Consider the following 12842-nt stretch of genomic DNA (forward strand, 5'->3'; position numbering starts at 1 on the left):
CCTCGCGCAATAGCGGAGCGGCCCGATTTCAGGGCGGCTCCGGTGGAGTTTGTTTATCGATCCTGACGATAGTTTAGCGTGCCGATCCACCAACTGCTGCACGCCCTAACTGCCCGGTTGAGCCGAACCTTGTCGCAGACGGTTGATTGCCTCGCGTCCAGCCTGCTGACCATGCAGTTCGGGCAGTAGATCGAGGTCGATCGCGGCCGCCGCCGGCCCAGCTGTGAGGGGAGTCTGATCGCCCTTGGCGAGGGCCTCGACCACTGGCCGTTTGAGCAGAGCCAGGGCGATGGGGCCCAGGTCAACATGGTCGACCACAGAGCCCACCCGGCCCACGGAACGCCCGCCGGCTGCCACCTCGTCACCGGTGGATGGGCGATCGGCAGAGCCATCAAGATGTAGCAACACCAGCACCCGCGGTGGCTTACCTAGATTGTGGACCCGGGCCACGGTCTCCTGCCCGCGGTAGCAGCCCTTGGCCAGATGGACGGCTCGGGGATCGTCGTCGACCGCGATCCACGCCACCTCGTGCGGGATGGTCCGCTCGTCGGTGTCCAGGGAGAGTCGTGGCCGCGCGGCGGCGACGCGAAGCGCCTCGAACGCCCACAGCCCGGCTGGGCGTAGACCAAGGCGCTCGGTGAGCTCGTGGCCGGAGGGAACCAGGAGGTCGAACGTCGCATCGGGCAGTGGCCACGGCATGCGCCTGATAAGGCCGCCGCCGGGCAACGCGACCGCACGCTCGAATCCGGGGAGCGTCGAGAGGCCCAGCTTTCCGGCCAGGCCGGAGGTGTCCGGTCCCAGCAGGGTGAAAAGCTTCAGTTCGGACGACGAGACCTCGACCTTCGCCCAGAACACCATTTTGGTGAGGAAATCCTTCAGCGCCTGGCCCCGCCACGGCTCGGTGTCCAGGTATGTGACGCCGTCCAGATCGGTTTGCACCCAGTGGTCCTCGACCCGCCCCTGCCCGTCGAGGCTGAGGTTCTCGCGCGTCTGACCGTCCTGCAGGTCGGCGACATGCTGACTGGAGATCGTGTGCAACCAGCTCAGCCGTTCGGCACCGGTCAGGGTGATGACGGGGCGCGTCGATCGATCGACAAGAACGGCACCGGTCAGGGCGGTCCGCTGCTCGCCGAGGGGGTCGCCGTAGTGCCACACCGCACCGGTGTCGGGGTTACCTTCAGGGACGTAGATGGCCGTCATGATGTTTTCAACTCTACGACCGCTAATCTCATTGCCCATGGCGGTAGCGGTGCTGGTCACACTCGACGGTGAAGTGCACGACCCGACGGTGCCGTTGTTGTACGCCGATGAGCTCGCCGCCGTTCGTGGCGATGGCGCGTTCGAGACGCTGTTGGTGCGAGGCGGTGTCGTCTGCAAGCTGGAGGCGCATCTGGACCGGATGGCCACATCGGCCGCAGCGATGGATCTATCCGAACCTGATCGGCCCGCTTGGCGCACGGCGGTCGAGATTGGTGTGCAGCAATGGAACTCGATGTCGAGCGCGGATGCGATGCTACGCCTTGTGTACACCCGTGGGCGTGAAAGCGGCGGGGGTGCAACGGCATATCTGACCATCGCGCCGGTGCCCGAGCGGTCGCTGCTGGCGCGTCGCGATGGCGTCTCGGTGATCACCCTGGATCGTGGGCTGCCCGCACAGCCCGCCGATCCGCTGCCCTGGCTGCTGTCGGGGGCCAAGACGTTGTCCTACGCAGTCAACATGTCCGCCCTGCGGTACGCCGAAAATCAAGGGGCTCAGGACGTCATCTTCGTCAGTTCGGACGGATTCGTGCTTGAGGGCCCGCGCTCGACGGTCATCGTGGACACCGGTGACGCACTGGTCACCCCTTTTCCGGAGCACGGAATCTTGCACGGAACCACTCAGCGTGCGCTCTTCGAAGTGGCTGCGGCCCAGGGCATCCCATGCCGGTGCGAGGCCGTGAAGCCCGCTGATCTAGTTGCCGCCCAAGATGTTTGGATGCTGGCCAGCATCACGCTTGCGGCCCGGGTGCGCACGCTCGACGGTGCCGATCGTCCCGCGGGGCCGCTGGCGGCGCGGCTGCCCGAGCTGGTCGACAAGGCCATCACGCTCTAGTTCTGATCGTCAGTTCGGATCGCCGCAGAATAAATCGGTTGTCGCGCACTCTCTTGCGTCGTACCGTCGTCGGTACACAAGGAAGGAGGTGGTCCGACAAATTGATTGCTTATTGGACATGTGAGGTGGCTGCTCGCTAGCTGCAGCCATGTGCTGCGGTGGGCAAATCCACGGCAGCCACCCGGCCCCCGAACCCTCGATTAGTCCGATCGAGCCGAACGGTTCGGGGGCCGCCCCCTTTTCTGGGGCGGCCGGAAAGACTCGCCGACGTGCCCGGTGACGAGCGACAGCGGGGAAGTTCTAGCCCGCGAAACGCGACAACCGTGCCGACAGATGCGGTGACAGACCGCCGTCGGCGCCCACCCGCTCCTCGACATAGGCGAGGTCGCCACCGTCGACGATGCCGTATAGACGCTTGGCCCCGCCGATGAGTGCTCCGGACTTACTCCGGGCCAGCGCATCGGTGACCAACTCCCAGGACGAGGCATTGCGCGGATGGCCATAGAACAGCTCGACGAAACCCGCGGCATGTGCCAGCACCAGCTCGATGGCCTGCTTTTCGTCGGGATCATCGGGATCGGGCGCGAACCGCCAGAATCCGCTCTCGCGCAGGGTCAGCCTCTCGAAGTGTCCGTCGGCATCCAGACGCCATGACCGCGAATCCCACGTGAGATAGTCGCTGCCGTCGTGCGCGACGATGATCTGCTGTCCAAAGCGGTAGTCGGCGTCGCCATCCCGGCCTTCGCCCTCGCCGCGCCACACCCCGACCAGGGGCAGCAGCGCAAGCATCGCCTGGTTGAGGTCCGGGCCCTCGCGCAGGTTCGCGGTATCGGCAGGGGCAGGAAGGTCTTGAAAAGTGGGGACGTTCCGGCCCACCGATGGCCGCGGCTCGGCGGCGGTCGGATCTGGTTCCGTCACGACTCGTCGGTGATCAGCCGGTACAGCGCGTACAGCGCGAACCAGGTGATGACGACAACGGCAGCCACCAACGCGATCTCGAAGAAGAGCACCACGGAAAGGGAGCTTACCTGGGACAACGGTGTGACCCACAACTCGCCGGGTAACGTCACATTCAGCTACTGCGATGGAGGGGTGTGAGGATCTTGTGGAGCCGATTCTTAGCTGCGTTTTTCGCGCCCTTTGCGGTGTCTGTGGGGCTTGTGGCAGCGCCCATAGCGAACGCGCAACCACCCAAGTTCCCGGACGTCGACTCCTATCCCGCGGTCGACCTCGGCGACTACCGGGTGATCGGCGCGCACCCGAGCATGTCGGGCTGGGTGTTCAGCACTCCCGGCGGCCTCGCCTGCCAGAGCAACATGATCGCGGATCTGGGGGTGTCGTGTACCGGGGGGATCGTGGGAGCCGGCCAGGGCATGAACTCGGTGGCGGTGTCATTGACCAAGCCGGGTCTCATCGCACAGTACGACCAGACGCCCAACGATCGCGCCTACCCGCTGTTACCCACCGGGTCCAAGATCGCGCCGGGTAACGGCGTTGTTTGTGCGGTCATCGCCGAGGATGCGCTGGCGTGCCAGGCCAAGAAACCCGATTCCTGGCCAAAGGACACACCAGATCCACCGGACCGGCATTACGGCGAGCACGGATTCGTCGTGCAGCCCTCCGGCAGCTGGTCCTACTAGCGCACGCTCGCGATCTTTGGGGGTAATCCCCCATGAACATTGGGTGTCCGTCTGGATGCCCGCTGCCGGTACCCGCGGGACGATTTCCCGGTGGGCGTCGCGAATAAGAAATCAACTGTGTGGCAATCAAAATCAATTCTCCGGGGCATCGGCATGGGTCTGGTCAGTCTCGCGCTCGTGATGGCGACGCCGGGTGTCGCGTATGCGACGCCCGACAAGCCCACCCCGGTGCCATCGCCGAACCACGATGGCGAATGGCTCGACGGAGGCATGGCCCCTTCCGAAGCGCAGCAACCGCGCGACAGTGCCGGTGGTTGGGTCGACCATCCCGATGGCACCGGGCCACAGTGCATGGACAGGGGCGTCATCTGCCGTACGGGAATCTGGTATCCCGACCAGGTTCAGAGTGAACGCGGCCAGCCAGAATGGGCGCAGCTGCCTGACGCCACCGGTCCCGAATGCGAGAACCCGGGTGTTGTCTGTGGAAACACTGCGTCATAGGTCAGCCGGAAAACCTTCGGGGACAGTCGATTTACCTGTCCGGGATCAGCTGCCCGCCAGGAAGGTGATCACCGCCAGCACCCGGCGGTGATACTCGTCGGTTTCGGTGAGATTCAACTTCGTCATCACATTGTGGACGTGCTTTTCGACGGTGCTTTCCGTAATCCACAGTCTGCGGGCGATACCGGCATTGGAATAGCCCTCGGCCATCACCCCCAGTACCTCCCGTTCCCGTTGACTCAGGGCGTCGATCGGGTGATCCTGGCGGCGCGTCACCACCAGCTCTCTGACCAGTGCGGGATCCAGCACCGCGGCCCCGCCGGCAATCCGGTTCAGTGCGTCAACGAACTCCGCGACATCACCGATGCGGCTCTTGAGGAGGTAGCCGCGTCCACCGCCGGTGGCTACGAGCTCGATCGCGTACTCCACTTCCACATGTGCGGAAAGGACCAGCACCCCGACTTCGGGGAATTCCTTGTGTATCGCCCGGGCTGCGTCGAGTCCCTCCGTGGTGTGCGCCGGCGGCATCCGGATGTCCGTGACGACGAGGTCGGGCCGTTGAGCCCTGACCAAGGCCATCAGGCCGGCGCCGTCGCGTGCCTGGCCGACAACCTCGAAACTCGAACGTTCGAGAAGGCTGGCAATCCCCTCACGAAGGAGTACGTCATCATCGGCGATTACCACCCGCAAGGCGACCACAGCGTCAGGGTAGCCGCGCAACCTGCGTGGCTATATTCGAAGTGGCGGGACGTATCTGGGTCCCGGAGGTAAGGAAGTTTCCAGACGTGACCCCCACCATCTCAACGCTGCCACTGGGGCGGCGGTCCAGGGTGGCCGGCGACGCGGTCGGCGATGACCGCCGCGCGTCGTCACCCAGACTCCGGGGATGGCTGACCCTGCCTTTCCGGCCGGGTGCGCCCCCTTCGGCGACTCTGGGGATCCTGGTGGCCGCAGGCTTTCTCGTCTCCGAAACCGTTGTCGCGCTGCTGCTGCGGCAGATCGCGCCTACCGAGCGCATGGGCACCATCTACCTTCTGGGCATCTTGGTCGTATCGGCGATCTGGGGCCTGCGGCTCGCGGTGCTCACCTCCATCGCAAGTGCCATCACGTTCGACTACGTCCGGGATTGGCCGAACGGTCACGTGCTGTCGGTTGAGCTGCAAAATGGCGTGGTCCACGTCATTTTCCTGGTTGCCGCGCTGGTCGCCAATGGGTTGGCAAGCCTGGCTCGTGCACGCACCAACGAGGTCGAAGCGCGCCGCCGGGAGGCGGCCGCTATCGCCGAGCAACAGGCCGGGTTGCGCCGAATAGCGACGCTGGTCGCGCGTGAGGTAGCGCCGGCGGAGGTCTTCGCAGCATTGGTCGACGAGATGGTCCATTGTCTGCACGCCGACACCGCGGTTCTGTTGCGTTACGAGGCGGGCAACAACGTCACCATTGTCGCGGCATCCGGCGACGTAGGGCTGGGCCACGTTCCGGGAACCCAGCTCGCGCTGGATGACGATGTGCCTCCCGAAGAGGCGCTGGGATTCGGCGCCAGCTTGTGTACCCCGATCCGTGTCGGCTGGAACACCTGGGGTGCCGCGGTGTTACGGGGGGACCGCCTTGAGGTTGCGCCCGTCAATGACTTTGCCGATCTGGCGGCCACTGCCATCGCGAATGCTCACACCCGCGAAGAGCTGACGGCCTCGCGCGCGCGGATCGTGACAGCAGCCGATGAGGCACGTCGTCGTCTGGAGCGCGATTTACACGACGGTGTCCAGCAGCGCCTGGCCTCGCTGCGCCTGCGGCTCGGCATGATGACGGCGGAGCTGCCGGTCGGTGCTCCGGACCTGGCCGGCCAACTCGCCGAGCTGAATGCCGGGTTGGTCGGCGTCGCCGAAGATCTTCAGGAATTCTCGCGTGGTGTTCACCCGGCGATCTTGTCCAGCGGCTTGCGGCCCGCATTGTGCACGCTGGCTCGCCGTTCGGCTGTTCCGGTCACCATCGAGGTGAATGTCGATGGCGCCGTTGGCGAGTCGGTCGAGATGGCCGCGTACTACGTGCTGGCGGAGGCACTTGCCAATGCCGCCAAACACTCCGCGGCGAGCGTGGTGCGGGTTTCGGTGCGATGTGAGGGGGCCAATCTCTGTATGGCCATTCGTGATGACGGCGTGGGTGGGGCCAATCCTCGTAGAGGTTCGGGACTCGTTGGGCTGACTGACAGGGTCGAAGCGCTCGGTGGGCAGTTGAGCGTGTCCAGCCCCGTCGGACGCGGCACATCCCTGGATATTTCGATTCCGATCCGCTGATCGAGTAGCCGCCGTGTGCGTATGGGGGGAAACCCCACCTGCCTAATAGCGGCAAACCACAACAAATTCCGCGTTTAGTCTCCGTTAACCGAGATTCGAGGCGGCGTTAACTGCTCTCTAGCTAGATGAGACCCGTTCAGTGGGAGAGCGATTTTAACTCGGGAGTTTTTGCAATCTTGCCTGATGAAACGGCAGATTGTTTCCGAAGTATGAACTCGAATTGCGACTGAATTCTGTCTGCCTAAATGGCGCTTCTCATTGATGTGTTGCAGATGTTTAAGACCATTGGAAAGGGTCACATGGCGGGAATGCTGGATCGATTTACGCGCACTGCATGTGTTGTGGCAGTGCTCTGCTCCATGGCGGCAATGGAAGCGCCCGCGGCATTAGCGGAACCGGTGACCATGCTGCCGGAGGATCTGGATCAGGTGACGCCGGATGGTTGGCATATTCATTTGAACAGTTACAACGAGGTGGTCAACTCGATCCCGAACCTCGCCAATGCCACGAACTCCCGTGAGGCCTTCGTCAACCTCTACTCCTCGGCGACCGTCAGCGGCGGGCAGGGCTCGATTGTCGACAGCCTCTTCATCATGGGATACCAGTTGGGCTGTCAGTCCGACGTGTCCAGTGGCTTGCAGCTGGGTGGTGCCGTGTCCGGAGGTGTGAGCGGAACGGGCTCGCTGGGCTCGAGTAACTCCATCGGCGGATCGGCGGGAGCCGGTGCCACGGGATACGTGCAGACAGATCTGGAACCCGGTGTCATCGTTGATCTGCCGATGTCGAATATGGCGCTCAATCCCGCGGGCCGGGCAACACTGGACGTGACGAACCTGCATGTCAAGGTGGACGCTTGCGGTGGGGACGTCACCATCCGGTCCTACGGCTACCTGCGGATCTCGACCACCAATGCCCATTCCTCGTACGCCATCTATGGCGAACCCATCAAGATCTAGACGAGGACGGTTACCCGAATGGCATCACGCATCAGCAAGGGGTCGGGACTGCTCGTCGCTCTCCTGGGCGCGGGTCTTGTCCTCGCACCGGCCGCACTCGCCGCTCCGTCGCCACCTGTCCCTCCGGGGCCGCCGCCGGGGTACGACGGGCTCCCGTACCACAACATGCCGGGCCGGATCGGTCACCAGCCCGGCGCCTACACCTACATCCTCGGCTTCTGGATGCGGCCGCGCCGCGTCCTCGACGCGGCCGGCACCAGCGCCATGAGCAATACCGATTCGGTGTCGGCCGAGTATGGAATGCCCGGCTCGGAACTCGGTGTCGAACCGTTGCGCAACTCGACGCTGGGAGTCGCGCCGGGTGTGCGGCCGGAATCGCCGATGGACTCGATCGGTGCGCCCGATCCCTCTGCCGGCGTGGTGCCTGGTGCCAGTTCGCCCGGTGGCGTCCCAGGTGGTCTGGAAGATCCCGTCCCGGGCACCCATCAACCACCACCGGCTGCCGACAGCGAGTCCGTTCAGCCGAAGGACAACGGGACCATCGCGCCCGGCTCACTCAACAGCGGACCGGACCTCGGCCCTGCCGCATCGCACTGAATTATCCTGCACCGCAATACAACACGAGGGACCTGAGAGTATGAGAGCTCGAATTCGCCAGGCCGGTGTCATCGCGGCGTTCGTGGGTGCCGGTGTACTCGGCGCGCCCATCGCGGCGGCCGACCCGTCTGTTCCGGGAGACCCCACCGGGCAGATCTACACGCCGCCCGGATACATCGGCTATTACCCCGGTGTCTATGGGTTGCAGTCCATTTGGTCGTTGACTCCGCCACCTCGGGTCCGCGACGCCGGCGGCACCAGGGCGATGACCAACGCCGACCCCATGTCATCCCACGTGGGTATGCCGGGCGATCGGCTGGGTGTGCAACTGAAGCATGTGACGGTCAAGCCACATGAAGCCGGTCCGCTCGGCCAGGTGTTTGGCGCCCGTCCGTCCTCGCCCATGCAGCGGACCGACGCACCGGAGGCTGCCGGAGGCACTGCGCCGGGGGCGACGGCCGCCACCGGCCGGCAGAACATCCCTACCGGGCAGCCCCTCGGACTGGAGAATCCGGCCCCCACGGGGGCCGTGCCGGATGCGCCGATGCCTGGCCTGGAGGCGCGGCAACCGGCTCGGAGCGCGGTCGCCGCACCGGACACCGCGAACTGAATCCGTCGGGCGGTCGGCTGCTGACACGAAAAGGCACCCAGGTACGTGATCCGGGCTGAATACGTACCTGGGTGCCTTATCGAGATAGAGCGAAAGGCCTCAGCTTTCGATCTTGATGTCGACCTCGTGGATGCCGGCGCCGGTGGGGCTCACCGTCGCGGTGCCGTTCCCGGCCGAGGACAACGCCCGCAGCGTCCAGTCGCCCGGTGCGGCGAAGAATCGGAAGTCGCCGGTCGCCGACGCCACCACCTCGGCGGTGAACTCATCGGAGGAATCCAGCAGGCGCACAAATGCACCGCCCACCGTCTGGCCGTTGCCATCGACCACGCGGCCGGTGATCACGGTTTCCTTCTCCACGTCGACGCCCGCCGGAATGGCCAGGCCCTGCTTCGGTGCACTGCACATAACTAGCTTCCCAACTCGATCGGGGCTCCCACCAGGGAGCCGTATTCGGTCCAACTGCCGTCGTAGTTCGTCACGTTCTGGTGTCCCAGGAGTTCCTGCAACACGAACCAGGTGTGCGAGGAACGCTCACCGATGCGGCAGTACGCGATGGTTTCCTTTTCACCGTCCAGCCCCGCATCGGCGTAGAGCTTGGCCAGCTCCTCATCCGACTTGAAGGTGCCGTCTTCATTGGCTGCCTTGCTCCACGGGACGTTGATGGCGCCGGGGACGTGCCCGGGGCGCTGGCTCTGCTCCTGCGGGAGGTGCGCGGGAGCCAGGATCTTGCCGGAGAACTCGTCGGGCGAACGCACGTCGACCAGGTTCTTGGCACCGATGGCGGCGATCACCTCGTCGCGGAAAGCGCGGATGGAGTTGTCCGGGGCGGCGGCCTGGTAGGACGTCGCGGGCCGGGAGACGGTGTCGGTGGACAGCGCGCGGCCATCCAGCTCCCACTTCTTGCGGCCGCCGTCGAGGAGCTTCACGTCCTGGTGCCCGTACAGCTTGAAGTACCAGTAGGCGTACGCGGCGAACCAGTTGTTGTTGCCGCCGTAGAGGACCACGGTGTCATCATTGCCGATGCCCTTGTCGGACAGCAGCTTCGAGAACTGCTGCTGGTCGACGAAGTCGCGCTTCACCGCATCCTGCAGGTCGGTCTTCCAGTCCAGCCTGACGGCGCCCTCAATGTGGCCGACGTCGTACGCGCTGGTGTCCTCGTCCACCTCCACGAACACCGTGTTGGGGGCGGAGAGGTTGTCTTGCGCCCATTGGGCGGAGACCAGGACGTCAGAGCGTGCCATAAAGGGCTTCCTTTCAGGGTAACTAGTTGGTTTTGTCGGGTTACTGAGCCGACGGTTGTGTGCGGCGGAAACGGGTGACGAGAGGGTACAGCTGGCAGCCCAGGCAGATGCCGAAGGCGGCGTTCAAGAAGGCAGCGCCCAGCGCGAACGCCGTCGCGATCAAGCCGACCAATGTGACGCCGGTGGCGAACCCGATGGTTCCGACCGCGGCGAAGGTGAAGCCCAGCAGTTGGGCGAACTGCAGCGGCGGGATGGGCTCGCGTTCGGTCACCGGGCTCAGCCTGGGCTGAATCAGCGTCCGGAAGATCGTCCCGTAGGGGCCGCGATGCGGCCCGAGCAGCGCGCCGATCGCAAAGACCACCGCCTGGAGTCCCAGGATGACCGCGGCCGCCACCGGCGACACGGCAGATACCGCCAGGGTGATGATGAGAACAGTGGTGGTGACCCACGCGACGAAGCGGGGTCCGCGAACGTCAACCTGCGTGATTGCGGGCGTTGAGTTGGCAGTGGTCATGGGTTGTTGTGCTCCTAAGGGTGGCGGATATGGCTACACCTGTTACGGCACACTCGAAGGTGGCCGCGATTAGCAGCAACAACAGCAGCAGCCCGCGACGCGGCACAGATCGACAGCGCGTCGTTTGGTGAGCATCGGCTCAAGGCGGGCTTGCACGGCGACGAGTTTACCCCGGCTGCGTCATGCCTTGCAGGGCAGTGCGCAGGTCCGCGGCCTTCGGCACTCCGGAGACTCGATATGCCTGCCGTCCGGTGGCATCGAAGATGAAGGTGGTCGGCAGCGACAACACCGAGAGGGCCCGAGCCGCGTCGGGGTTTGCGTCGATATCTACCTCTATATGCGCCACCTCGGGCTGCTCGGCCGACACCTGGTCCACGACGCGGCGGACCGCCGCGCACGGGCCGCACCACACCGCGCTGAAGTGCACGATTGTCGGTCCGGTGGCAGAGAGCGCGATCCCGGGCGGGGCTTGCGCCTCGTCCGAGCCGCCGGGGCCGGCACGTAGCTTGCCGGACTTGCTCTTGATGGCGACCGCGATGAGGCTCGACGCCAGCAGCGCGACCGCGATCGCAATGACCGCGGTCACCAGTGGCGATGAGCCGCTCGCCTGAAGAGCGGACAAACCTGGCGTCATGACTGCTTGAACGCGTCCAGGGAGATGGTTACTCCCTTGGCGATACCTTCGATGATCACATCTGATCCACGTGCGCCGACCGTTGTTGGTTCGATGGCAAAGGGGAGCTTCTGCCGGGGGACCACCTTGGTGAACGCCGCGAACACGCCCGCCTGCTGTTCCTCGGGCACGTCGCGGTCGGCCGTTCCCGGGCCTGTGACCACGGATGTGGCGACGAGCTGAAGGTCTGTCTTGTCGCGTCCCCCGACGGAGACGTCTACGGACACGGTCACCTTATGTTGGAAATCACCCGACTTCGGAGTACCGGTGAACAGCAGGCCGGTTCCGGTGGAGATGCCCGATTCGGTGGTGCCGCCGGTGGCATCGTTCTGTTCTTTCGGAGGCGGTTCGACGGCGAGGTCGTTGATCCCCATGAATCGACCCAGGTGATTGGAGTCGATGATGATCCGGCTCTCCACCCGATCCACCCGCAGCGGGGAGTCCGGGCGGATCAACCAGGACGCCTGGGAGATATCGATGCCGTGCAGCGTGCCTTCCAGCGTTGCCTTCCCCGTCTCCGCATGGTCCACGCCATGCGCCTTGATCTCTACTTCCTTGTACCGGTGCGCCAGAGCCTGGGGAATGAACGGGAACACCAAGATGGCGACGGACGGATCGGAGCTCAGATTCGCCTCGGCGCGCAGGGTCCGGGACAGCCGGTATTCGGCGTAAATCGCAAACCCGAAATCGGTGCCGGTGGCCACGATTGCCAGTGCACATACCGCCGCGATAGTGGCGATCAGGGGTTTGCGCATCTGCACATTCTGGCGTACTCCCGCGCGTTCGCGGTTCTCGGCCACGGACTGCTGGTGTTCACGCAGGCGGCTCATCCACGCTTACAAGCAGGTGGCGCGGTACATTATGGAACACCTGGAGACCGAAGCACCCGGGTGTTGGAGGGCTCGTTGGACCTGTTGCTGCTGACCGCTGACCCAAATCCGGACGCGGTACTGCCGTCCCTGTCGCTGCTCGCCCATACCGTGCGACCGGTGCCCAGCGAGGTGTCCTCGCTGTTAGAGGCGGGCTCCGCCGACGTGGCGATCGTCGATGCGCGCACCGATCTGGCGTCGGCGCGCGGACTGTGCCGACTGCTGGGCGCGGCCGGATCCTCGGTTCCGGTGGTCGCCGTGGTCAACGAAGGCAGCCTGGTGGCAGTCAACGTCGACTGGGGTCTGGACGACATCCTGCTGCCCGGCACGGGACCCGCTGAGATCGACGCGCGGCTGCGTCTGCTGGTGGGGCGCCGCGCGGGTGCGGTCAACGTGGAGAACGCCAGCAAGGTGGTGCTCGGCGAACTGGTCATCGATGAGGGCACGTACACCGCGCGGTTGCGTGGCCGCCCGCTCGACCTCACCTACAAGGAGTTCGAGCTGCTCAAGTATCTGGCGCAGCATGCCGGCCGGGTATTCACCAGGGCCCAGCTGCTTCAGGAGGTGTGGGGATACGACTTCTTCGGTGGCACCCGCACCGTGGACGTCCATGTGCGACGGCTGCGCGCCAAGCTGGGCGGTGAGTACGAATCGCTCATCGGCACCGTGCGCAATGTCGGTTACAAGGCGGTGCGCCCGCCGCGCGCCAAGGGCGATGCCGGCGGATCCGAGAGTGCCGGTGGCGTGGACCCTGACGGCGACGCTGAACTGGACGACGACGTGCACGATGGCGTGGATGATGACGGCGCCGATGAGGACATCACCGCCGGACCAGGGGCGCGCAACGCGGGCTGAATC

At 65.1% G+C, this 12842-nt stretch carries 19 protein-coding genes; 8 read left to right on the forward strand and 11 right to left on the reverse strand.

The features are described 5' to 3' along the window. Nucleotides 1-105: 105 nt before the first annotated feature. Nucleotides 106-1200, reverse strand: coding sequence for a CAF17-like 4Fe-4S cluster assembly/insertion protein YgfZ (gene ygfZ / locus BB28_RS03445; protein ID WP_046252531.1), 1095 nt, complete (start codon nucleotides 1198-1200; stop codon nucleotides 106-108). Nucleotides 1201-1237: 37 nt separating this feature from the next. Here ygfZ and BB28_RS03450 point away from each other — a divergent pair, with 37 nt between their 5' ends. Then, nucleotides 1238-2092 carry an aminodeoxychorismate lyase gene (locus BB28_RS03450; RefSeq protein ID WP_046252532.1) on the forward strand — a complete coding sequence of 285 codons (855 nt, stop codon included), beginning with the start codon at nucleotides 1238-1240 and terminating at the stop codon, nucleotides 2090-2092. Between the two features lie 300 nt (nucleotides 2093-2392). Here BB28_RS03450 and BB28_RS03455 read toward each other — a convergent pair whose 3' ends face one another. Further along, nucleotides 2393-3010 carry a heme-binding beta-barrel domain-containing protein gene (locus BB28_RS03455; RefSeq protein ID WP_046252533.1) on the reverse strand — a complete coding sequence of 206 codons (618 nt, stop codon included), beginning with the start codon at nucleotides 3008-3010 and terminating at the stop codon, nucleotides 2393-2395. After that, complete coding sequence (locus BB28_RS25235) at nucleotides 3007-3162, reverse strand: hypothetical protein (RefSeq protein ID WP_162269692.1); 156 nt, start codon at nucleotides 3160-3162, stop codon at nucleotides 3007-3009. Before BB28_RS25235 ends, BB28_RS03455 begins: the two co-directional genes overlap by 4 nt. Nucleotides 3163-3357: 195 nt before the next feature. On the opposite strand from BB28_RS25235, the gene BB28_RS03460 reads away from it, so the two are divergent. Together BB28_RS03460 and BB28_RS03465 are read left to right on the forward strand one after the other, a co-directional pair. Then, the gene (locus BB28_RS03460) at nucleotides 3358-3732 is read left to right on the forward strand and encodes a hypothetical protein (protein ID WP_078313682.1); all 375 of its coding nucleotides are present in this window, start codon (nucleotides 3358-3360) and stop codon (nucleotides 3730-3732) included. A gap of 135 nt (nucleotides 3733-3867) precedes the next feature. After that, nucleotides 3868-4233: a hypothetical protein gene (locus BB28_RS03465; RefSeq protein ID WP_046255498.1), complete on the forward strand. Its 366-nt coding sequence runs from the start codon at nucleotides 3868-3870 to the stop codon at nucleotides 4231-4233. A 45-nt stretch (nucleotides 4234-4278) separates the two neighbouring features. Here the strand turns inward: BB28_RS03465 and BB28_RS03470 are convergent, their stop codons facing one another. Continuing rightward, nucleotides 4279-4932: a response regulator gene (locus BB28_RS03470; RefSeq protein WP_046252535.1), complete on the reverse strand. Its 654-nt coding sequence runs from the start codon at nucleotides 4930-4932 to the stop codon at nucleotides 4279-4281. Nucleotides 4933-5123: 191 nt separating this feature from the next. On the opposite strand from BB28_RS03470, the gene BB28_RS03475 reads away from it, so the two are divergent. From BB28_RS03475 to BB28_RS03490, 4 genes are all read left to right on the forward strand, one after another. Then, complete coding sequence (locus BB28_RS03475) at nucleotides 5124-6524, forward strand: ATP-binding protein (protein ID WP_046255499.1); 1401 nt, start codon at nucleotides 5124-5126, stop codon at nucleotides 6522-6524. Between the two features lie 308 nt (nucleotides 6525-6832). Beyond that, the gene (locus tag BB28_RS03480) at nucleotides 6833-7480 is read left to right on the forward strand and encodes an MspA family porin (RefSeq protein WP_419894518.1); all 648 of its coding nucleotides are present in this window, start codon (nucleotides 6833-6835) and stop codon (nucleotides 7478-7480) included. Between the two features lie 18 nt (nucleotides 7481-7498). Then, nucleotides 7499-8077, forward strand: coding sequence for a hypothetical protein (locus BB28_RS03485; RefSeq protein WP_046252536.1), 579 nt, complete (start codon nucleotides 7499-7501; stop codon nucleotides 8075-8077). 40 nt (nucleotides 8078-8117) lie between these two features. Next, on the forward strand, nucleotides 8118-8687 hold the full coding sequence (locus tag BB28_RS03490) for a hypothetical protein (protein WP_046252537.1): 570 nt from the start codon (nucleotides 8118-8120) through the stop codon (nucleotides 8685-8687). A gap of 99 nt (nucleotides 8688-8786) precedes the next feature. Here the strand turns inward: BB28_RS03490 and BB28_RS03495 are convergent, their stop codons facing one another. The 7 genes from BB28_RS03495 to BB28_RS25770 all read right to left on the reverse strand — a co-directional run bounded on the left by BB28_RS03495 (nucleotide 8787) and on the right by BB28_RS25770 (nucleotide 12092). Next, entirely contained in the window at nucleotides 8787-9092 is a 306-nt protein-coding gene (locus BB28_RS03495; RefSeq protein WP_005064245.1) for a DUF1416 domain-containing protein, read from the reverse strand. A gap of 2 nt (nucleotides 9093-9094) precedes the next feature. Then, entirely contained in the window at nucleotides 9095-9928 is an 834-nt protein-coding gene (locus BB28_RS03500) for a sulfurtransferase (protein ID WP_046252538.1), read from the reverse strand. A 40-nt stretch (nucleotides 9929-9968) separates the two neighbouring features. Continuing rightward, on the reverse strand, nucleotides 9969-10442 hold the full coding sequence (locus BB28_RS03505) for a DUF4395 domain-containing protein (RefSeq protein WP_046252539.1): 474 nt from the start codon (nucleotides 10440-10442) through the stop codon (nucleotides 9969-9971). A gap of 69 nt (nucleotides 10443-10511) precedes the next feature. Then, the gene (locus tag BB28_RS25765; RefSeq protein WP_353615267.1) at nucleotides 10512-10598 is read right to left on the reverse strand and encodes an Ms5788A family Cys-rich leader peptide; all 87 of its coding nucleotides are present in this window, start codon (nucleotides 10596-10598) and stop codon (nucleotides 10512-10514) included. Between the two features lie 10 nt (nucleotides 10599-10608). Then, nucleotides 10609-11028, reverse strand: coding sequence for a thioredoxin family protein (locus tag BB28_RS03510; protein WP_081252340.1), 420 nt, complete (start codon nucleotides 11026-11028; stop codon nucleotides 10609-10611). A 44-nt stretch (nucleotides 11029-11072) separates the two neighbouring features. Next, entirely contained in the window at nucleotides 11073-11870 is a 798-nt protein-coding gene (lmeA, locus tag BB28_RS03515; protein ID WP_046255501.1) for a mannan chain length control protein LmeA, read from the reverse strand. Between the two features lie 81 nt (nucleotides 11871-11951). Next, nucleotides 11952-12092, reverse strand: a complete 141-nt coding sequence (locus tag BB28_RS25770; RefSeq protein WP_225421977.1) for a hypothetical protein — start codon at nucleotides 12090-12092, stop codon at nucleotides 11952-11954. Between BB28_RS25770 and BB28_RS03520 the strand changes: the two genes are divergently transcribed. After that, nucleotides 12027-12839 (forward strand): winged helix-turn-helix transcriptional regulator, encoded by an 813-nt coding sequence (locus BB28_RS03520; RefSeq protein ID WP_225422031.1) that lies wholly within the window; start codon nucleotides 12027-12029, stop codon nucleotides 12837-12839. The two genes, BB28_RS25770 and BB28_RS03520, sit on opposite strands and share 66 nt — an antisense overlap. The last annotated feature ends 3 nt before the right edge of the window (nucleotides 12840-12842 follow it).

The organism is Mycobacteroides chelonae CCUG 47445, assembly GCF_001632805.1.
GTDB lineage: Bacteria > Actinomycetota > Actinomycetes > Mycobacteriales > Mycobacteriaceae > Mycobacterium > Mycobacterium chelonae.